Below are 21,190 nucleotides of genomic sequence, written 5' to 3' on the forward strand. Positions count from 1 at the left end.
CCATGTCAGCGCGCAGGGGTAATGCTCTTTTATTGAAGAGCCTTCCTGATGCTTAGTCCGCCACGGTTCGCGCGAGTGCCATCCGTTTGTTCATCAAGCATAGATCCAGATCAATGAACCCCGTGGACAAGCCGATTACCCTTCCCGGCTTTTGCGATCGACACTGCCATGACGCTCCTTGCTCCAGAACTGCTCGCTCCCGCCGGCACATTGAAAAACATGCGCTACGCCTTCGCCTACGGTGCCGATGCGGTCTACGCCGGCCAGCCGCGTTACAGCCTGCGGGTGCGCAACAATGAATTCGATCACGCCAACCTCGCGCTCGGCATTCGCGAGGCGCAGGCCCAAGGCAAACGCTTCTATGTGGTGGTGAACATTGCGCCGCACAACGCCAAGCTCAAGACCTTCCTCAACGACCTCGCTCCCGTGATTGCGATGGCCCCGGACGCGCTCATCATGTCCGATCCCGGCCTGATCATGCTGGTACGCCGGCACTTCCCGCAGATGCCGATCCACCTGTCGGTGCAGGCCAATACGGTGAACTGGGCCAGTGTCGAGTTCTGGCAGCAACAGGGCTTGAGCCGGATCATCCTTTCCCGGGAACTGTCGCTGGAAGAGATCGCTGAAATCCGCCAGCAAGTTCCGGCGATGGAGCTGGAGGTCTTTGTCCATGGCGCGCTGTGCATGGCCTATTCCGGCCGCTGCCTGTTATCGGGTTACATGAACAAGCGCGACGCCAATCAGGGCAGTTGCACCAACGCCTGTCGCTGGAAATATTCGGCTACGCAAGCCACGGAAAACCAGCTTGGTGAAATCGTTCAGCAGTTCCGGCCTGAACCGACCCTGGGCATCGGCGCGCCGACCGATCAGGTGTTCCTGTTGCAGGAAGCCAATCGCCCGGACGAACTGATGCCGGCCTTCGAGGACGAGCACGGCACCTACATCATGAACGCCAAGGACCTGCGCGCCGTGCAGCATGTCGGGCGCCTGACGCAGATGGGCGTGCACTCGCTGAAAATCGAAGGCCGGACCAAATCGCACTTCTATTGCGCGCGTACCACGCAGGTTTATCGGCGCGCGATTGATGATGCCGTGGCCGGTCGCGAATTTGATCGCAGCTTGATGACGGATCTGGAGTCCCTGGCCCAGCGCGGCTACACCGAAGGTTTCCTGCGTCGGCATGTGCATGACGAATACCAGAACTATCAGCACGGCAGCTCGGTTTCAGAGCGTCAGCAGTTTGTTGGCGAGTTGACCGGTGAGCGTCGTGATCGCTTGGCGCAAGTAAAGGTAAAGAACCGGTTTAGCCTGGGCGATCACATGGAACTGATGACGCCCCAGGGTAACTTCCACTTCGATCTGCATCAGTTGCAGAACGCTAAAGGCGAACCGATCGACGTGGCGCCAGGGGATGGGCATACGGTGTATGTGCCGATTCCGGATGCGCTGGACTTGCGGTTCGGGTTGTTGATGCGAGATGTGAACGTCGTTTAGCGTTTGCCGTCCCCGGTGACACATGCCATGTGTCATCGGCCGTTGATGCAAGGCTGGATGACTTTCTTCAACCCGTCGTTGTTTTTTGGCAATGAAAACGTTGCGGTCAACGGCTTGCCGCCCTCTTTGGGGGCCAGCAAAAGCTGCAAGGGTTGGCCACGTGAGGCATCACTCGCCCAGTAAGCCAACTCATCGCGCGGGATGGCTGTGTAAAGCGAAAAAATCGTACCCACCTGGAATACCCCGCCGTCAGTCCAACTACCAGAGGTCTGGTGATCGACGGCGGTGCGTGTGCCGGTCGTGATTCGCATTGCCCCCACTGCACCCGGACCTTCAAATGGACCGCTGTTGAAACCCAGCGACTCCGGTGCGAAATGCAGCGTAAGTCCGGCCTCTGGATTCTCCGGGTGGCAGCTGATTTCCAGATTGGCCTTGTTGTGATAGTCGCCATAAGCGCTGTCGCCATAAGTACTCGCACTCAGCACGGGGCTCGCAACATAGTGTTGCTCAACCAACCAAACGGGATGCGCCGGGCTAATAACCTGAATGCCATCAGCAGACTCGCTCACTGCCTGTGCATGAGCATCGAAATGTGAAAAACAGAGGGCAACGGACAAGGTAAAGGTCAGGGTTTTAATAGAGCGAATCATAGAAGTGTTCATCCGAATTAATTTACCTTTGCACCTACTATTTGCAGCTGTAACCGTCAGGCATCGTCACGGTGTAGTTGCGTTGTACGCGGTCCTGGAATTCAGGTTCTGCAGGCCCTGTTCCACCAGAAAGGCTTCGACCTTCTCTCCTCGGCAATCATCGTTATAGGACGACACCCGCAGCAGGTACACCGCACGTTTGCTCAACTCATCCCGGGCAGTGGCAGTGAACGTGGTCCGCGTGGTGTAGCCGGTTTGCAAGCACCAGCGTCCTGCACGATTGAGCATGAGACTCACCCCTGCACGCTTTACTCGCTGCCAGGTGCGCCGCGCGACTGACTTACGAAGTAAGGATTACCTTTTCATCGGGATTTCTCTGTATGGCGCATTCCCCATAAGGGTTGGTGTCACCCTGGCGCTGCCGGCAGGTCCATCTCTCGCCCTTGATCGTGATAAGGACTGGCTCCAGTTTGTAGTTCAACTGGATATAGGCATTGGCGACCTCGATCGCCGCCGGACATGCACTTAGCTTCGGCTGCGTGGTGACTGCATTGACGCCAAGCCCGTTCGAGGCCGATCCACAATAGATGGATCCGGTGTGGGCCTGCGTTGTCCCGGGCATGGACAACGCGAAGCCTGCGATGCCCATTGCAAAGAGAGAAAAGACAAAGTCAGAAGGTCGCATTAGCATTGACTCCAAAGTGGCTGGAACGCCACCCGATGAAACAACTGAGGCACAGTCCTCAGTTGCTGAATAAAATTTTCCAGTGAGTGCAGAGCAACAGCGCCCGCAGGTATTGAGCATCAATCCATCGGCCTGGATCTGCGCCTCGTACGAATCGACCGGCTGAATCCACCGTTCACTCGTCACCCGTCGCCCTGCTCAGTGGGTTCGAATCAGAATCCGGACTAGCAGCTGGTGACTTGCCCCGCATCAATCCGGTTGACGCGCCCTTTGTCCGACCGGGTCCGAAGCCAGTTAGAGACGTCATATCCGCCTTCGCACTTGCATTGTTCCTTGCCCTGGAAGTCGAACGTCCGCCATGCGCCGGCCTGATGTGAAGGCATCCCAAGCATGTTTTGAATAGCGACGTCCGTGGAGCCAAGCCATAAGTGATTGGCAAGTGACAGGGGCTGCAACTTTACCGGTAACGCAGGACAGTCGATGCTCGCCCGGGCAGACTTGAATTGCTCGGCGATAACACCTGTCACAGCGTGACTGTCGCCCCCCATCTCACCGTTTGAGATGATCCATATCCGCGCACCGGCATTTGGCTGGCTGTAGCACAACCAATAAACACTATCGCCAGCGTCGCCTCGATGCTCGATGGTGCCAACGGACGCTTTGCTCATCACCTGCGCCAGCGTCGTTTTCTCGAATTCAATAACAAACGCCCCAAACGTTGCGCTTTTTGAAGGCGCTTTCTTCAGAGAGGCTGGCCATTGGATCGCATCGAATGCTCCGCTGGGCGGTGGAATAGCGGCTGTCGCGCTAAAGGCGATACAGAAGGACCCGAAAAACAACGATGCTCGTTTCATTGCACGCCTCCGTTTCTTAAATGTTCACTTAACCTTTCGGCAGAGTCTGTAGGGAATTTCCCAAGCATCATGCGCAGGGAAATTCAGACGCTGTCTTCGTCACCCTGCGTGATCACGATGTCATGGGGTCGAGCATCAGGATTGAGGCGGTGCCAGCAACGCTTTGACCGTCGATGAAAAGTACCCGACCTGAAGTGGGTAATCCTTCCCCAGCAGTTTGCCTTCGCCATACCAGGTGATGCCGCCCAGGTTCAGGATCAGACCGTTGCTGCCAAACTCGAATACGCTGCCCACGGAGCTGCTGAAGAGGAAGCGGCTGTCATCCATCTGCAGCAGCTTGTACTGCGTGTCCGCGGGCGGCAGTTGATCCTTGATGCGTTGCAGGTAAGTCGGCGCCAGGCGGGCAAACATCTGCCCGGCGCGCTCACGATATTGCGGTATCGTCAAACCGGGACTGCGTTGCAACTCGGCGGCGATCAAGGCAAACACATCGGCATTGGCCCGCGCCTCGGCCAACTTGATCGACAGCGCCGAGGCCAACAACGCGTTATCAACTTGCAGCGACGATTTCTCCGGCTGCCCATCGGTTGCCGGCGTCGTGACGGGGCGCATGAACTCGGCCACATTGACCGGCAACAATACGGTCGTTGCCAGATACGCCGCACAGGCCGTGGCTTGCCCTGCCTGGTTGCCATTGATAAACAGCGAGAACTGACTTCCTTGTTTCGGCAACTTCTCTACGTCAACCCCTGCCTGTTTGAGGAAGGCGTTGACCTGCTCCTGTTTCGCTTCGCCCCTGGCCAACGCGCAAAGCTGCTCCATCGCCGGCGCATTGCGCTGCCCGTTGAACGTCGGCGACAACTCGAATATCGCATCGTGAATCACCGGCAAAGCAGGAATGCTGAGCCAGTTGCGCGGGACGTCCACCGGTTTGTTGGCCAGGAATTTGTCATAACCGGCCAGCGCTAACAGAGTGATCAGCGTGGTGATGCAAATGGATTTTATGTTCATGGTTTTCGCCTGAGTAAAAGTCGGATAGAGACGTTTCAAAAACTGCCATCACCACTGATAACCAACACCCACGGCCACTCCCACTTGGCGCTGCGAGTCGGTAGAGCCCTGCAACTTGGTCAGCCACCGCCCATTGCCGGACAAATGTGAAACACCGAAGGCCACCGACGCTTGACCGCGATAAGTACTGGCAGCCACCGTCGTCATGCTTGCACCCGGTGAGGACGATTGCGGCATGCTGGCCATTGCCATTGCACCGGCAATCCCCGCGCTGAGAACGTCGTCCTGCTTCTTGAGGTCATTTTTCAGCTCCGAATAACGCTGGTCGGTGTAGGCATTGGCGCTGTCGGTAATGCCCGCCACGCTCTTGGTCAACTGGTCGTAGTTCACCGCATCCGTGCCGCTGGTGCCTGCAGCGATGTTGGTGAGCTGCCGCTCGTTACCCACGCTGCCCACCGATACGCTGTTCTCGCGATCAGCCACCGAATTGGCACCCAATGCCGTGGCGTTCTTGGCCGAAGCCTTGGCTCCGTTGCCCACGGCGACGGAACTTTCCCCAGTGGCCTGAGACTTGGTACCGACCGCCGCGCTGTTTCTGCCCGACGCCACCGCCCCCGTACCACCGGCGATCGAATCGACGCCCGTGGCTTTCGGTTTGGCTGCAGCGCTGCTGTTGTTCACCTGGAACATGCCGTCGGTGCCGTTCTTGATATTGGAGACATCGCCCTCGACGACGCTGATGCGGGCACCCTGCTGAACCGCATTGCCACCGATATTGGCGATCGAGACATCCGTGTACTGCTTGGACTCGGTGACAGCACCGTCGAGCTGGCGCACGTTGACCGCATCGTTGGCGTCCTTGCCGTCGGCGATGTTGCTGACCGTGCGGGTTGCACCGGTCGCCGCATTGCCCACCGACACCGTGCCCGCGGTCTGGTTGTCAGCCCCCGAGTACTTGCCGCTGTAAGTCTCTGCACCACGCCCCTCATCGCTGGCGCCGCTGCCCAATGCCACACTGCCGTCGGCGGAAGCCTTGGCGTCGTTGCCCACCGCTACCGAGCTGTTACCCGATGCCTGGGCTTTGGGACCCAAGGCCATCGCGTCAGTACCGGTGGCCGCGGAGTCGGCATTGGTGGAGTTGACGTGCAGATACTTGATGCCACCTCCAGAGCCGATAAGGTTCTCGAGGCCACCGACCCGACCGCCCAGGTTAGTGATGTCCGTGGTGTTTTGATCCACTTGATCACCGACCCACTTCAGTTGTGCAACGTTGACCGCGTCGTTGTCCTGCGTGCCTGCCGCCACCCCGGTGAGCTTGCGATTGCCCAGCGCCGTGCCGATGCCGATCTCGCCGACCGACGTCTGCGGTGTCGCCAATCCATAGGCGGTGTAATTCGTCTGGGCTCCGACCGTGGTCACCGAACTCGAGCCCAGCGCCACACTCATTGCGTGACTGGCATTGGCACCAGCACCCAACGCGACCGATTGTTCAGCCGACGCCTGCGCCGCGCTGCCCATGGCGATACCGGAAGCCAGCAACACCTGCGTATTGCGGCCGATGGCAATGCCACCCGCAGCGGCCAGACCGACAGTGGCCTGATTGCCGATACCAATGCCGTTGTCACCGTTGACCACGGTGGCCGGACCTACCGCAACCGACTCGGCACCGCTGGCGAGTGAGTCCGTTGGGTTCGTCGAGTTGGCGTGGAAATAGCGGGTGCCGGTCGAACTCAAGGAGCCCATCGCACCGGTCAATTGACGCAGGTTCACGGCATCATGGGCTTCGGTGGCATCCGCCACGTTGGTGATCTGCCGGTAGCTACCGGCCTTGCCCACCGAAACCGAGCCGAGCAAGGTGGCATCCGAGGTGTCATAAATGATCGCCCCGCTGCCGACCGGGATTGTGCCGGTGGTCGGTGCCAGGGCACGGTCCGCGACCGAACCTTCGCCCAGCGCGATACCGCCCGATACCTGAACCTGGCTCTGACGCCCCAGTGCCAGACCACCATCAGCGGCCGCATTGGCCCCCGAACCGGCGGCGAATGAATTGGCACCTGCGGCGATGGACGCGGGGCCGACTGCGACGCTGTCCAGGCCGGTTGCGCTGCTGTCGGCGAGGACCGAATTGCTGTGGAAATACTTGATGCCGGTACCGTTGTTGACGATGTTATCGACGCTCTGGTTGGTCGCAAACAGCTGCGAGCCGTTCACCGCATCAGTGCTGGTGCCGTTCAAGTTACCGGCTGCGACGTTGGTCAACTTGACCGCGGTACCTGCCGGGTTGAAGGTCACTTGAGTCTTGGTGCTGGCGTCGTCGTATTTCACCGCCACCGCAGCCGTGTTGGTCAGGCTGGCATTCAGATTGGTCAGTGCTGCGCCGACGTTGTTGCTGGCCAATGGACCGGTGTTGGTGCCATTGACGCTGATGCTGTTGGTGGAATAGCTCGGTGCCGTCCAGACACCAGTGGTCGCATTCAGCGCCGCGCCGCCGCCCAGGGTGGTCGCCGTGTCCTGCCCCACTTTATTCAGTTGGCCGACGTTTACTGCATCAGTCGCACTGGAACCCGCGGCAAGACCGGTAAGGCGACGGCCGTTGGCGCCGTTGGCGATGTTCACTTCGCCCCCGGTCGCCGCACCGCCGACACCATAAGCCGCGTTAGCCAGGGTTGCGCCAGTGGCCGAAGAGTTCGAGCCGAGCGCCACGCCGTTGGCCACTGTCGCACTCGCTGCTGGACCGACGGCCACGCTGTCGAGGCCGGTTGCGGTGCTGTCGGCGAGGACCGAGTTGCTGTGGAAATACTTGATGCCGGTACCGTTGTTGACGATGCCATCGACGGTCTGGTTGGTCGCAAAAAGCTGCGAGCCATTCACCGCATCAGTGCTGGTGCCGTTCAAGGCACCGGCGCTGAGGTTGGTGATTTTCACCCCGCCGGCCGGTGCACCTGCACCTCCGGTCGCCCCCAGGGTGATGGCGTTGCCGCCGACCGCATCATATTTCACCGCGATGTTGGCGGTGTTGACCGTGTCGGTGTTCAGCGCCGTCAATGCACCCGCTACGCTGGTTTGCGCAGTGGCTGCCCCGACCGCGCCGGAGGTGCTGACACTGTTGATTGGCTGACTGAAGCCAGTAACACCCGTGGCCGGCGAGTAAGTGGCGCCGCCGCCCAAGGTGCTGGCCGAGGTGGTGCCCAACGTGGTGGTTTGGGTGCCGACCGCATCGACCGCCGTGTTGGTGGCAAACAGTTGGCTACCGTTGATCGCATCGGTGCTGGCGGCAGTGATTTTGCCAGCCGCCACGTTGCTGATTTGACGTTCGTTACCGACACTGCCCACGCTCAATACACCCACCGGTGCGGTACCGGCGTAAGTGTAAATAGTGCCATTAACCACACCCGTTGGGGTGGCAGTCGCCGCCGCAGTTGTCGCGCCATTACCCAACGCGAGGGAGTTCGCCACGCTGGCTACGGCGCCATTGCCGATGGCTACCCCGTTGGTTGCCGTCGAGCTGGCGGTCGGGCCGATGGCCACACTGTCAGTACCCGTGGCGGTGCTGTCGGCGAGGACCGAGTTGCTGTGGAAATACTTGATGCCCGCGCCATTGTTGACGAGGCCATCGACGGTCTGGTTGGTCGCAAACAGCTGCGAGCCATTCACCGCGTCGGTGCTGGTACCGTTCAAGGCACCGGCGCTGAGGTTGGTGATTTTCACCCCGCCGGCCGGTGCACCGGCTCCGCCGGTTGCCCCCAGGGTGATGGCGTTGCCGCCGACCGCATCATATTTCACCGCGATATTGGCGGTGTTGACTGTGTCGGTGTTCAGCGCCGTCAACGCACCCGCTACGCTGGTTTGCGCAGTGGCTGCCCCTACCGCGCCGGTGGTGCTGATCGCGTTGATCGGCTGACTGAAGCCAGTAAGACCCGTGGCCGGCGAGTAAGTGGCGCCGCCGCCCAAGGTGCTGGCCGAGGTGGTGCCCAACGTTGTGGTTTGGGTGCCGACCGCATCGACCGCCGTGTTGGTGGCAAACAGTTGGCTACCATTGATCGCATCGGTGCTAGCGGCAGTGACTTTGCCAGCCGCTACGTTGGTGACCTGACGTTCATTACCGACACTGCCCACGCTCATCACACCCACCGGTGCGGTACCGGCGTAAGTGTAAGTCGTGCCATTAACCACACCCGTTGGGGTCGCAGTCGCCGCCGCAGTTGTCGCGCCATTACCCAACGCGAGGGAGTTCGCCACGCTGGCTACGGCGCCATTGCCGATGGCTACCGCATTGGTTGCCGTCGAGCTGGCAGCCGGGCCGACCGCCACACTGTCAGTACCGGTGGCGGTGCTGTCGGCAAGGACCGAGTTGCTGTGGAAGTACTTGATGCCGGCGCCGTTGTTGACGATGCCATCGACGGTCTGGTTGGTCGCAAACAGCTGCGAGCCGTTCACCGCATCAGTGCTAGTGCCGTTCAAGGTACCGGCACTCAGGTTGGTGATTTTCACCCCGCCGGCCGGTGCGCCTGCACCACCGGTTGCCCCCAGGGTGATGGCGTTGCCGCCCACCGCATCATATTTCACGGCGATATTGGCGGTGTTGACCGTGTCGGTATTCAGCGCTGTCAACGCACCCGCTACGCTGGTTTGCGCAGTGGCGGCCCCTACCGCGCCGGTGGTGCTGACGCTGTTGATTGGCTGACTGAAGCCAGTCAGACCCGTGGCCGGCGAGTAAGTGGTGCCGCCGCCCAAAGTGCTGGCCGAAGTGTTGCCCAACGTGGTGGTTTGGGTGCCGACAGCATCGACCGCCGTGTTGGTGGCGAACAGTTGACTGCCGTTGATCGCATCGGTGCTAGCGGCAGTGACTTTGCCAGCCGCTACGTTGCTGATCTGACGTTCATTACCGACACTGCCCACGCTCAACACACCCACCGGTGCGGTACCGGCGTAAGTGTAAGTAGTGCCATTAACCACACCCGTTGGGGTGGCAGTCGCCGCCGCAGTTGTCGCGCCATTACCCAACGCGAGGGAGTTCGCCACGCTGGCTACGGCGCCATTGCCGATGGCTACCGCATTGGTTGCCGTCGAGCTGGCAGCCGGGCCGACCGCCACACTGTCAGTACCGGTGGCGGTGCTGTCGGCAAGGACCGAGTTGCTGTGGAAGTACTTGATGCCGGCGCCGTTGTTGACGATGCCATCGACGGTCTGGTTGGTCGCAAACAGCTGCGAGCCGTTCACCGCATCAGTGCTAGTGCCGTTCAAGGTACCGGCACTCAGGTTGGTGATTTTCACCCCGCCGGCCGGTGCGCCTGCACCACCGGTTGCCCCCAGGGTGATGGCGTTGCCGCCCACCGCATCATATTTCACGGCGATATTGGCGGTGTTGACCGTGTCGGTATTCAGCGCTGTCAACGCACCCGCTACGCTGGTTTGCGCAGTGGCGGCCCCTACCGCGCCGGTGGTGCTGACGCTGTTGATTGGCTGACTGAAGCCAGTCAGACCCGTGGCCGGCGAGTAAGTGGTGCCGCCGCCCAAAGTGCTGGCCGAAGTGTTGCCCAACGTGGTGGTTTGGGTGCCGACAGCATCGACCGCCGTGTTGGTGGCGAACAGTTGACTGCCGTTGATCGCATCGGTGCTAGCGGCAGTGACTTTGCCAGCCGCTACGTTGCTGATCTGACGTTCATTACCGACACTGCCCACGCTCAACACACCCACCGGTGCGGTACCGGCGTAAGTGTAAGTAGTGCCATTAACCACACCCGTTGGGGTGGCAGTCGCCGCCGCAGTTGTCGCGCCATTACCCAACGCGAGGGAGTTCGCCACACTGGCTACGGCGCCATTGCCGATGGCTACCGCATTGGTTGCCGTCGAGCTGGCGGTCGGGCCGATGGCCACACTGTCAGTGCCCGTGGCGGTGCTGTCGGCCAGGGTCGAGTTGGCGTGGAAATACTTGACGCCCGCGCCATTGTTGACGATGCCATCGACGGTCTGGTTGGTCGCAAACAGCTGCGAGCCATTTACCGCATCAGTGCTGGTGCCGTTCAAGGCACCGGCCGCGACGTTGGTCAATTTAACCGCGGTTCCCGCCGGGTTGAAGGTCACTTGAGTCTTGGTGCTGGCGTCGTCGTATTTCACGGCGACGGCGGCGGTATTGGTCAGGCTGGTGTTGAGATTGGTCAGGGCCGCGCCGACGTTGTTGCTGGCTAACGGACCGGTGTTGGTGCCGTTTACGCTGATGCTGTTGGTGGAATAACTCGGGGCCGTCCAAGCCCCCGTGGCTGCATCAAGTGCCGCGCCACCGCCGAGGGCGGTCGCTGTGTCCTGCCCCACTTTATTCAGTTGGCTGACGTTGACGGCATCCGTTGCACTGGAACCGGCGGCAAGACCGGTAAGACGACGACCGTCTGTTCCATTGGCGATGTTCACTTCGCCCCCTGTCGCCGAACCGCCGACACCATAAGCGGCATTGGCCAATGTCGCGCCCGTGGCCGATGAGTTCGAACCGAGCGCCACACCGTTGGCCACGGTCGCACTCGCCGCTGGACCGACGGCCACGCTGTCGAGGCCGGTTGCAGTGCTGTCGGCCAGGGTCGAGTTGGCGTGGAAATACTTGATGCCCGCACCATTGTTGACGAGGCCATCGACGGTCTGGTTGGTTGCGAACAACTGCGAGCCGTTCACTGCATCAGTGCTGGTACCGTTCAAGGCACCGGCGCTGAGGTTGGTGATTTTCACCCCGCCGGCCGGTGCGCCTGCACCACCGGTCGCGCCCAGGGTGATGGCGTTGCCGCCGACCGCATCATATTTCACCGCGATATTGGCGGTGTTGACTGTGTCGGTATTCAGCGCGGTCAACGCCCCCGCTACGCTGGTTTGCGCAGTGGCTGCCCCTACCGCACCGGTGGTGCTGACACTGTTGATCGGCTGACTGAAGCCAGTGAGACCCGTGGCCGGCGAGTAAGTGGCGCCGCCGCCCAGGGTGCTGGCCGAGGTGTTGCCCAGCGTAGTGGTCTGGGTCCCCAGATTATTGACGGCAGTATCGGTGGCAAAGAGTTGGCTGCCGTTCACTGCATCAGTGCTGGTGCCGTTCAAGGCACCGGCGCTCAGGTTGGTGATTTTCACCCCGCCGGCCGGTGCGCCTGCACCACCGGTCGCTCCCAGGGTGATGGCGTTGCCGCCGACCGCATCATATTTCACCGCGATGTTGGCGGTGTTGACCGTGTCGGTGTTCAGCGCCGTCAACGCGCCCGCTACGCTGGTTTGCGCAGTGGCTGCCCCTACCGCACCGGTGGTGCTGATCGCGTTGATCGGCTGACTGAAGCCAGTAAGACCCGTGGCCGGCGAGTAAGTCGCGCCGCCACCCAAGGTGCTGGCCGAGGTGTTGCCTAAAGTAGTGGTTTGGGTGCCCAGATTATTGACGGCAGTATCGGTCGCAAAAAGCTGCGAGCCGTTCACCGCATCGGTGCTGGTGCCGTTCAAGGCACCGGCACTCAGGTTGGTGATTTTCACTCCGCCGGCCGGTGCGCCGGCACCTCCGGTCGCTCCCAGGGTGATGGCGTTGCCGCCGACCGCATCATATTTCACCGCGATGTTGGCGGTGTTGACGGTGTCGGTGTTCAGCGCCGTCAACGCGCCCGCTACGCTGGTTTGCGCAGTGGCTGCCCCGACCGCGCCGGTGGTGCTGATCGCGTTGATCGGTTGACTGAAGCCAGTAAGACCTGTGGCCGACGAGTAAGTCGCGCCGCCACCCAAGGTGCTGGCCGAGGTGTTGCCTAAAGTAGTGGTTTGGGTGCCCAGATTATTGACGGCAGTATCGGTCGCAAAAAGCTGCGAGCCATTCACCGCATCAGTGCTCGTGCCGTTCAAGGCACCGGCACTCAGGTTGGTGATTTTCACCCCGCCGGCCGGCGCACCTGCACCACCGGTTGCCCCCAGGGTGATGGCGTTGCCGCCGACCGCATCATATTTCACCGCGATATTGGCAGTGTTGACCGTGTCGGTGTTCAGCGCCGTCAATGCACCCGCTACGCTGGTTTGCGCAGTGGCAGCCCCGACCGCACCGGTGGTGCTGATCGCGTTGATCGGTTGACTGAAGCCAGTAAGACCCGTGGCTGGCGAGTAAGTGGCGCCGCCGCCCAAGGTGCTGGCCGAGGTGTTGCCCAACGTGGTGGTCTGGGTGCCGACAGCATCGACCGCCGTGTTGGTGGCAAACAGTTGACTGCCGTTGATCGCATCGGTGCTAGCGGCAGTGACTTTGCCAGCCGCTACGTTGCTGATCTGACGTTCATTCCCGACACTGCCCACGCTCAATACACCGATTGGAGCAGAGCCTGCGTAAGTGTAAGTAGTGCCATTAACCACACCCGTTGGGGTGGCAGTCGCCGCCGCAGTCGTTGCGCCACTGCCCAAGGCCACCGAATTGGCAACGCTGGCCACGGCGCCATTACCGATGGCCACTGCATTGGTTGCCGTGGAACTGGCGACAGGGCCGACCGCCACACTGTCAGTACCCGTGGCAGTGCTGTCGGCCAGGGCCGAGTTGGCGTGGAAATACTTGAGGCCGTTGCTGATGATGTTATTGATGCTTTGGTTGGTCGTGAACAACTGCGAGCCGTTCACCGCATCGGTGCTGGTGCCGTTCAAGGCACCGGCCGCGACGTTGGTCAACTTGACCGAAGTACCTGCCGGGTTGAAGGTCACTTGAGTCTTGGTGCTGGCGTCATCGTATTTCACCGCCACAGCGGCAGTGTTGGTCAGGCTGGTATTGAGGTTGGTCAATGCCGCGCCGACGTTGGTGCTGGCTAACGGGCCGGTATTGGTGCCGTTCACGCTGATGCTGTTGGTGGAATAGCTGGGCGCCGTCCATGCCCCGGTGGTTGCATTGACTGCCGCACCGCCGCCCAGGGCAGTCGCCGTGTTCTGACTGTCCGCAAACAATTGGCTGCCATTCACAGCATCGGTGCTGGTGGCGTTCAAGACACCGGCCGCGACGTTGGTCAACTTGACCGCAGTGCCCGCCGGGTTGAAGGTCACCTGGGTTTTGGTAGCGGCGTTGTCGTACTTCACCGCCACGGCAGCTGTGTTGGTGACGCTGGTATTGAGATTGGTCAATGCCGCGCCGACGTTGGTGCTGACCAACGGACCGGTGTTGGTGCCGACAGCGTTGATGCTGTTGGTGGAGTAACTGGGGGCCGTCCATACCCCGGTGGTCGCATTCAGCGCCGCGCCGCCGCCCAGGGCCGTCGCCGTGTCCCGCCCCACTTTATCCAGTTGGCTGACGTTGACGGCATCCGTCGCATTGGCACCTGCGGCAAGACCGGTAATGCGACGGCCGTTGACGCCGTTGGCGATGTTCACTTCACCGCCCGCCGTTGCCGTGCCGCCGATGCCATAAGCCGCAGTGGCCAGTGTGGCGCCAGTGGCGGATGAGTCCGAGCCCAGCGCCACACTGTTGGCGAAGGTCACGGATGCTGATGACCCCAGTGCAGTGGCGTTGTTTGCCAGAGCTTTGGCAACAACACCGATAGCGGTGGCACGGGTGACGGAGCTGTCAGTGGCACCCGCGACGCTACTATCACCCAGCGCAAGGCTGTAATTGCCGGTAGCTTTGGCGAGTGTGCCAATTGCAATCTCACGACTACCTGTACCGCCACTGACGCCCGCTACCGATTGATCACCTATAGCAATGCCGAACTGTTCGTTAACGGTAGCGGCATGCCCGATTGCAACACCGGAAGTGCCAGCCGCCAACACCTTCGACTCCTGCCCCAGGGCCATACTGTTTGTAGCCGCTGCACTCGGGGCCAATGATGAATTGGCCCCGCTACTGCTACCCAACGCGATTGCATTTGCCCCGGTCGCGCTGGCCCCCCAACCTATGCCGACCGCATTAGCGCCCGTCCCAGCTATCTGGCGTCCAAGTGCAATGGAGTTACCTCCGTTCGCTACAGCGGCGTCGCCTATTGCAATACTGATGGTTGAAGCGCTGGTAGCCCCTCCACCACCGCCGATTGCAATGGATGAATCAGGAGCGGTCGTCAGCGGCCCCAGTGTCGTACCAGCGACCACCACCCCAGGGCTCATTGCCCCCAACGAGAGCAAAGTAACCGCAATAGCACCCGCTCCAGACGTTTTCAAACCCCTTTTACGCTGAGGTGATGGGCCGCTCTTGGTCTTTTTATTGGCAAGTTCCGAAGCAACTACCCAGCAACACATTGATGTGTTCCAGACAACCGAAAATATTTTATTCATCAATGTTTTGGCGCTGAGCCAACCTCCGAAACTGCGTCATCCATGGCGTGATGACGTCCGCTTTTGATTCAATCCTTGATATACAAAACCCTGCTTAAAACGACACCTCATTCCTGAAAACGACAAGAATAAGCGCTTCGCCTTATGTAAAAAACAGGCACCACCAAGGAACTACGAGAGCTTATTGTCTCGACTTACCAAGGGGATTAAATTAGGAAATTTCCTGCTGCTTGTAGGAAATTTCCTGTCTAGACAAATATCAGCGGCTTCCTGGGGGGAGATTCGGCGATAGTCCAGATGATGGAAACTTTCTAGATACTCAAGCGTTGAAAAAAACACTGATCATCGGCGACCAACATTTATCAAGAATGATTCGTCATTGCTAATCACTACCACTCTAAATCTGCGCGCCTGTCATGAAAACTTGCAAGACGCCTACTTGATGAGGTCGTTCAATAACTTACCCATCAACTAACGGCAGCCATTGGCTGAAGATCCAGCCAATTCAATAAACCCGCTGCCATCATCGGACGCGCACATAAATAGCCTTGCCCTTGAGTACATCCAAGTTCCAGCAATACCTGACGCTGTTCTTCAGTTTCGATCCCTTCGATCACCACCGACATGCCCAACGCTTCGCCCAGCGCCAGGGTGCTGCTGATCACTGCGCGGCAACGGGGTTCTTGCTTGAGTCCGCGAACGAACTCGGCGTCGAGCTTGATTTCGTTGAACGGCAGTTGGCACAGACGCTGAAGCGACGAAAAACCCGCGCCGAAATCATCGATAGACAGACTGCAACCCATCATTCGCAGGCGCACCAGGCTTTCCAGGCTGGTCGCAGGGGCTTCTATCAGTCCGGTTTCGGTCAGCTCGAAAGTCAGCCCTGAACCGGGCATTTCATGAGCACTGAGCATCGACTTGATCCGGCACGTGAGTTCGACGTTGGCCAGTTGCGCAGCCTGCAGATTGAAGGAGACGTTCAGGTCGATTCCCTGATTGAGTGCCTGGCGCTGAAGCCACAACCCTTGCTCCAACTGCAGGAACAGCAAGTCATCCATCAACCCGCAACGCTCGATAACCGGCAGGAACAGCGAGGGCGGCAGTACACCTTTGAATGGATGGTGCCAACGGGCCAAGGCTTCGACACTGCACACTTCACCGGTCAGCAAGTTGAATTTGGGCTGAAAGTAAGCCTGCAACTGCTGGTCGGCAAATGCGCGGCGCACCTCTTCTTCGGTGGCCAGCGCAGAAACAGGAAGCACGACGGGCTCGTCAACGGGATCGCTCAGGTGTTTTGCCAGCAATAGCTGCAGTGCATCCAGTTGCAGAGGCTTGCTGACATAGCCCAGCAACACCATCCCCGACAGCGAAACCAACTGCCCCACCGCCTGACGCACATCTGCCGACAGCGAACTGCTGATGATGATTGACCCCGCCAGACGGGATCGGCCCACGCTCTGCAGAAGCTCCAGGCTGTCCACACCGCCCATGCGCAGGTCGCACAGGGTGATATCCACCGGACCGACCTGTTCGAGTATCGAGTGGGCTTGCGCGCCATCAGCGGCAACGAAGACTTCCTGACAACCGGACTGCCACAGCATGTTGACCGCAATCGAGCGATGGAAGGCGTTGTCGCCAAGAACCAGAACACGTAACGGGAGCATGGGCATGGAAGCGGCTCACTCTGTAAGGAATGAACCCATTGTCCGGACTTGTTCGGTGGGTATCTCTAGGAAACTTCTTTCTGAATGTAGGAAATTTCCCAACGTCACGACGCGTGAAGGTATTGCGACGTATGGTCAGAGGATTGTTTGTTCCTTGCGAAATTTCCTACAGACAGGTCGTTGTATCCATCATTAATGTTTGCGCAAGATTGAACGCAGTTATCGGCCCACTCCTCCAAGACAGAATCCGACATGAGTAAAGAGCGAAAACAACTACGGATATTACTCAGGCGACACGAAGAAAACCTCAAGCTCTTGACCGCACATAGCGAATCGTGGCGAGGCGAAGATCGCGAAAGAGGCGCTGTCACCCTCCAGAACCTGAAACAACAGATGGAAAGATTGTTGATGCAACTGAAGAAACGAAAGGGATGCAAACTAGCGGACTGATCCTGCCAGTGTCTTTCACTAATAGTGACTCTTGTCGAAACCTTAAATCAGGCCGGGATCTTCCAGTCTTTTACTTCCCCCAACATTCCGCACACATCAACTATTCGGAGATATGCAGTGGCTGGCGAAACTACACTTCACCCACGCGAAATCATTACTTTGGAGTTGGAAAAATACAAAGAACAGTTTTTTGCAGACGGAAAAACAATCCAGAACATTCCGGCCGGCCAAAGCGGGGTTCATTCCGTACGGCATGTCACTGGCCATCACAAGACGCAGCAAGTGGTACGCACAAAACTCGCACGCGCCCTGCGCGAGCATGCTGAAGCCGGGCGCACTCTCAAGGAGGCTGCCAGAGCCATGAGGATGAAAATCGATAAAGCGCGACTGATCGCCAGAGAAGACGGGATCGTTTTCAGCGTCGTATAACAAGGGACCGAGCAACAGGCACTTCAATCTGCAACGCTACCGCCTGGATCTATATCGCCGGATCACCGATGCGCTGCTCCAGCGTTTGCGCCAACCGCTCCATCGCTTGCTGCAACGCATCCACGGCCTCTGTCAACTCAGTGGAGTCCGCCCCCATGCAGGCAGCTTCCAACTGCTCGCAGCACTGGATCAAACGGCTCGCCTTGATGATTCGTGCGCCCCCCTTGACCCGATGGGCCAGATCGGAAAGTCCCGGCAAGTCATGCTCGCCGAACAATTTGATCAGCCGCAACATGTCCTCTTCATTACTGGTGCCCAGATCCCCAAGCAAGTTCTGGATCGCGGGGCGATCGCCACGGGTCAGTTGCTGCAAGCTGGCCAGGTCGATGTCGCCCTCAATCTCGTCAACCTTCTGGCCAACCGGCAATGCCTCAGCGCCAGGTTGAACCGAGGCGAGTCGGCCACTCAAATCCCCGAGACTGATCGGCTTGAAGAGGCAATCGTTCATCCCCTCTGCCAGGCAGCGGTCTTTTTCATCCGGCTGGGCATTGGCGGTGAACCCCAGGATCAGGCAAGGCTCGGCCCCCGAAGACCTTTCTTCATCGCGAATGGCCCGCGTCAGCTCATAACCGTTCATGACGGGCATGTTGCAGTCGGTGATGACCACATCGAAATTGCCGTTGCGCCAGGCGCGCAGGCCGTGGGCACCGTCCTCGGCATCGCTGACGTTGTGACCGAGGAAGGACAGTTGCTGGGAGAGCAGCAAACGGTTGGCCGGGTAATCGTCAATCACCAGGATGTTTAGCACCCCTGCCTGAGACGCCAGTTCGACCGGCGACAACTCGGCAGCGGGTATCGGTTGCAAGACAAGAAGGTCGAGGCCGATATCAATTTGCGTACCCTTGCCGAGTACGCTGGTCAGGTGCAATTGCCCCTGCATCATTTCACACAGGGTACGACTGATGACCAGGCCCAGGCCCGAACCACCCCGCGCCGACTGGTGATTGTTGCTGGCCTGACCGAAAGGGCTGAACAGCTGCTCTTGATCCTTGGCGGAAATACCAATGCCGGTATCCTTGACTTGCACATGAAGCGCCAGACGCTCGCCGCCTGCGCCGGGCACGGCCTGCACGCTCAAACGCACCTCGCCTTCATCGGTAAACTTGATCGCGTTGCTCAGCAGGTTGGAAAGAATCTGTTTGAAGCGCAGCGGATCGATCAGGACATCGCAACTGGCCTTGAGGTCGAAATTCAGCAATAACCGCAGGCCTTTCTGCCGTGCCACGCCTTCGAACATCCGCACCACCGATTCGACCAGCTCACGCAGGTTGGCCCGTGCCGGGGCCAGGGACAGGCGACCGGATTCAATGCGTGCGATATCGAGAATGTCGCCGATCAGATCCAGCAACCCCCGTGCCGCACCCGAGGCGACTTCGATGGCGAACCGGTCCATGATGCCTTGGTCGGCCCTCTTCATCGCCAGTTCGAGCATGCCGATCACCGCATTCATCGGGGTGCGGATTTCATGACTCATGGTGGCCAGGAAGGTGGTTTTCGCCCGGTTGGCGTCATCGGCACTTTTCTTGGCATTCTGCAATTCATCGAGCAATCGCTGACGGTCGCTGATATCGATCCAGCCGGCGATGATACCGGCGACCACGCCGTCACTGGTGTGATACGGCAACATCCAGTGATACACCGTGTGGACCACGCCGTCTTTGTGGGTGTAGGTCCGATCCTGTATCCATCGCGTCCCCTCCTCCATCACCCTCTGGTACTCGTCCTGAAAGGTCTGAGCATCGGAAGGACCGACCAGGATGCTGTCGGTAATCTGCTCGCCCATCACTGTCTCGCGTGGAGCGCCCAGCACATCCAGGTAAGCAGAGTTACAACTCACCAGCCGCCCCAGACGATCACGTACATAAATCGGGTGAGGCGTGCCGTCGATCAAGACGCGCATGAACTCCATCTGATCGTTGAGCGCCAACTCGGCCTTTTCGCGTTTGGACATCAACTGACGCAAGTAAATGATCCAGCCCACAGCCACCATCAACAACAGCGTAAACAGGGCAAAACCCTGGATGATCGCTGTGCGATGGTGCAGCCAGCTGCCATTATCAATCACCACGTCGTGGTGCCAACGGCCCGTCAATTCATCCAGTTCTTCCGGGGGAATGCTTTGCAGGGCCTTGTCCAGGATCGAATACAGCTCCAGCGCCCCACGGTCGGTCGCAAAACCGGTCTGGACCGACTGCAAACCGACGATGCCGGCCACGCGCAGACGGTCGCGGTACTCGCGCAAAATCAAGTAACGCCCGTTGATCAGCGAGTTGATTGCACCGTCCGCCTCCCCTCTGGCCACCAACGCCATGGCTTCGGCTGCAGTCGTTGTCTTGATCAGTTCTATGCCCGGGAATTTCTGGCTGATGAAATCAAGTAGCGCATTGCCGCGTCTGAGTGCCAGTTTTTTGCCGACCATGCCCTCCAGTGTTTTCGGACTGCCCGATTCGTCCCGAGTGATCAGCACAAACGGATTGGTCAGATAAGGGCGGGTGAACCGCAGCTGGCTTTCGCGTTCAGTACTGGGAATGAACGACGCAATCAAATCAGCATCACCGCGCCTGATTTTCTCGATCAACGGGTTCATCGAGTCGCCGCGCAGCACATCGAATTTCAAACCGGTGCGCTGGCTGATCTTGGCCAGGACCTCGGCACTGATCCCCCGGAACTCACCCTGCTCATCAAAGAAAGAAACAGGAGCGAGACTGTCGTTGACGGCCACGGTCAGACGCGGATGTTTTTTCAGCCAACTTCGTTCGGCCGCACTGAGCTGAAGTGGATGCAGGCCGGTCATGCTCATGTCGCCGGCACTCCAGCGGCGCAGAATCGTCATGCGATCGGTGGTGGGGATCGCCGCCAGCGCGGCATTGACGATGGGCAGCAATCGACTGCTGCTCTGGTTGACGGCGAAGGAGAAATGCGTGGTGTACACGCCCGGCAACGTAGCCAGGCGTACGTCATTGAGGAAGTGTTTGCTGACCAGATAGTGGGAGCTGATGAGGTCACCCAGGAAGGCATCCGCCTGACCAAACGCCACGGCACCGATAGCGCCCTGGGCCGAAGGGTAAAGCTGCAGCTCAGCCTTGGGATAAGCGGCACTGACGCTGTCTGACGGCTGATAGTGCTCAAGTATGGCCAGGCGACTGTCGGCGAGGTCTGGCGTCAACACCGGGTCGACGCCACTGCGGGTGACCAGTACCGACGGGGCGTCCGCATAGGCACTGGTCAGCGCCAACGCTGGATCTTGCGCATCGCAACCATTGGCAGTGCCCACCAGATCCAGCTCACCTGACTTCAGTGCCTGAATCACCTCGGCCCGAGAGTCATAACGACGAACCTCGATCTTGATGTGCAACAGGGTGGCCAGCAGCTCGGCGTAATCAGCCGTGATCCCCTCATAATCCTGGCCATTGGTGACGATGTCGAAGGGTGGATAGTCCGGCGCGGATACGCCCAGGCGCAGTGAGCTCTTGTTGCGCAACCAACGCCAGTCGACGTCATCCAGAGGGACGGCATAACGCTCGCCGTTCGAACGGCCGAAGAGATTCAGGGATTGCACCTGGGCCTGTACTGTCGAAATACTCCCCAATGGGCCGAGCAAAAGCGCCGCAAGCAGATAGTTACGCAGGAGAATTTTCATTCAGATCAGACTATTACGCT

The 21,190-nt window shown here is 59.5% G+C and carries 9 protein-coding genes and 3 pseudogenes; 2 read left to right on the top strand and 10 right to left on the bottom strand.

The window, feature by feature from the left end:
- Positions 1 to 168 precede the first annotated feature (168 nt).
- Positions 169 to 1,494: a prephenate-dependent tRNA uridine(34) hydroxylase TrhP gene (trhP, locus tag ACYZT6_RS16985; RefSeq protein WP_462027886.1), complete on the top strand. Its 1,326-nt coding sequence runs from the start codon at positions 169 to 171 to the stop codon at positions 1,492 to 1,494.
- Positions 1,495 to 1,526: 32 nt separating this feature from the next.
- On the opposite strand, the gene ACYZT6_RS16990 is transcribed toward trhP, so the two are convergent.
- From ACYZT6_RS16990 to ACYZT6_RS17030, 9 genes and pseudogenes are all read right to left on the bottom strand, one after another.
- The gene (locus ACYZT6_RS16990) at positions 1,527 to 2,144 is read right to left on the bottom strand and encodes a hypothetical protein (protein ID WP_462027887.1); all 618 of its coding nucleotides are present in this window, start codon (positions 2,142 to 2,144) and stop codon (positions 1,527 to 1,529) included.
- A 37-nt stretch (positions 2,145 to 2,181) separates the two neighbouring features.
- Positions 2,182 to 2,402 (bottom strand): annotated as a pseudogene (locus tag ACYZT6_RS16995) (hypothetical protein); the annotation flags it as partial.
- An 82-nt stretch (positions 2,403 to 2,484) separates the two neighbouring features.
- Positions 2,485 to 2,829: a hypothetical protein gene (locus tag ACYZT6_RS17000; protein ID WP_462027888.1), complete on the bottom strand. Its 345-nt coding sequence runs from the start codon at positions 2,827 to 2,829 to the stop codon at positions 2,485 to 2,487.
- A 224-nt stretch (positions 2,830 to 3,053) separates the two neighbouring features.
- Positions 3,054 to 3,683 carry a hypothetical protein gene (locus tag ACYZT6_RS17005; protein WP_462027889.1) on the bottom strand — a complete coding sequence of 210 codons (630 nt, stop codon included), beginning with the start codon at positions 3,681 to 3,683 and terminating at the stop codon, positions 3,054 to 3,056.
- Between the two features lie 135 nt (positions 3,684 to 3,818).
- Entirely contained in the window at positions 3,819 to 4,694 is an 876-nt protein-coding gene (locus tag ACYZT6_RS17010) for a hypothetical protein (RefSeq protein WP_462027890.1), read from the bottom strand.
- A 48-nt stretch (positions 4,695 to 4,742) separates the two neighbouring features.
- Positions 4,743 to 7,520 carry a YadA family autotransporter adhesin gene (locus tag ACYZT6_RS17015; RefSeq protein WP_462029969.1) on the bottom strand — a complete coding sequence of 926 codons (2,778 nt, stop codon included), beginning with the start codon at positions 7,518 to 7,520 and terminating at the stop codon, positions 4,743 to 4,745.
- Positions 7,512 to 7,619 (bottom strand): annotated as a pseudogene (locus ACYZT6_RS17020) (hypothetical protein); the annotation flags it as partial. The pseudogene ACYZT6_RS17020 and the gene ACYZT6_RS17015, both read right to left, overlap by 9 nt.
- A gap of 267 nt (positions 7,620 to 7,886) precedes the next feature.
- Positions 7,887 to 14,927: pseudogene (locus ACYZT6_RS17025) on the bottom strand (ESPR-type extended signal peptide-containing protein); the annotation flags it as partial.
- Positions 14,928 to 15,394: 467 nt separating this feature from the next.
- Positions 15,395 to 16,597, bottom strand: coding sequence for an EAL domain-containing response regulator (locus tag ACYZT6_RS17030; protein WP_462027891.1), 1,203 nt, complete (start codon positions 16,595 to 16,597; stop codon positions 15,395 to 15,397).
- A gap of 561 nt (positions 16,598 to 17,158) precedes the next feature.
- Here ACYZT6_RS17030 and ACYZT6_RS17035 point away from each other — a divergent pair.
- Entirely contained in the window at positions 17,159 to 17,470 is a 312-nt protein-coding gene (locus ACYZT6_RS17035) for a hypothetical protein (RefSeq protein ID WP_462027892.1), read from the top strand.
- A 49-nt stretch (positions 17,471 to 17,519) separates the two neighbouring features.
- Here ACYZT6_RS17035 and ACYZT6_RS17040 read toward each other — a convergent pair whose 3' ends face one another.
- A complete protein-coding gene (locus ACYZT6_RS17040) occupies positions 17,520 to 21,170 on the bottom strand; it encodes a transporter substrate-binding domain-containing protein (protein WP_462027893.1) in 3,651 nt (1,216 codons plus the stop codon).
- Positions 21,171 to 21,190: the final 20 nt, after the last annotated feature.

Source organism: Pseudomonas sp. RT6P73 (assembly GCF_054897715.1).

Bases quoted from the DNA above. Each gene is read 5' to 3' on its own strand.
- trhP (WP_462027886.1), top strand. From the start codon at position 169: ATGACGCTCCTTGCTCCAGAACTGCTCGCTCCCGCCGGCACATTGAAA.
- ACYZT6_RS16990 (WP_462027887.1), bottom strand. From the start codon at position 2,144: ATGATTCGCTCTATTAAAACCCTGACCTTTACCTTGTCCGTTGCCCTC.
- ACYZT6_RS17000 (WP_462027888.1), bottom strand. From the start codon at position 2,829: ATGCGACCTTCTGACTTTGTCTTTTCTCTCTTTGCAATGGGCATCGCA.
- ACYZT6_RS17005 (WP_462027889.1), bottom strand. From the start codon at position 3,683: ATGAAACGAGCATCGTTGTTTTTCGGGTCCTTCTGTATCGCCTTTAGC.
- ACYZT6_RS17010 (WP_462027890.1), bottom strand. From the start codon at position 4,694: ATGAACATAAAATCCATTTGCATCACCACGCTGATCACTCTGTTAGCG.
- ACYZT6_RS17030 (WP_462027891.1), bottom strand. From the start codon at position 16,597: ATGCCCATGCTCCCGTTACGTGTTCTGGTTCTTGGCGACAACGCCTTC.
- ACYZT6_RS17040 (WP_462027893.1), bottom strand. From the start codon at position 21,170: ATGAAAATTCTCCTGCGTAACTATCTGCTTGCGGCGCTTTTGCTCGGC.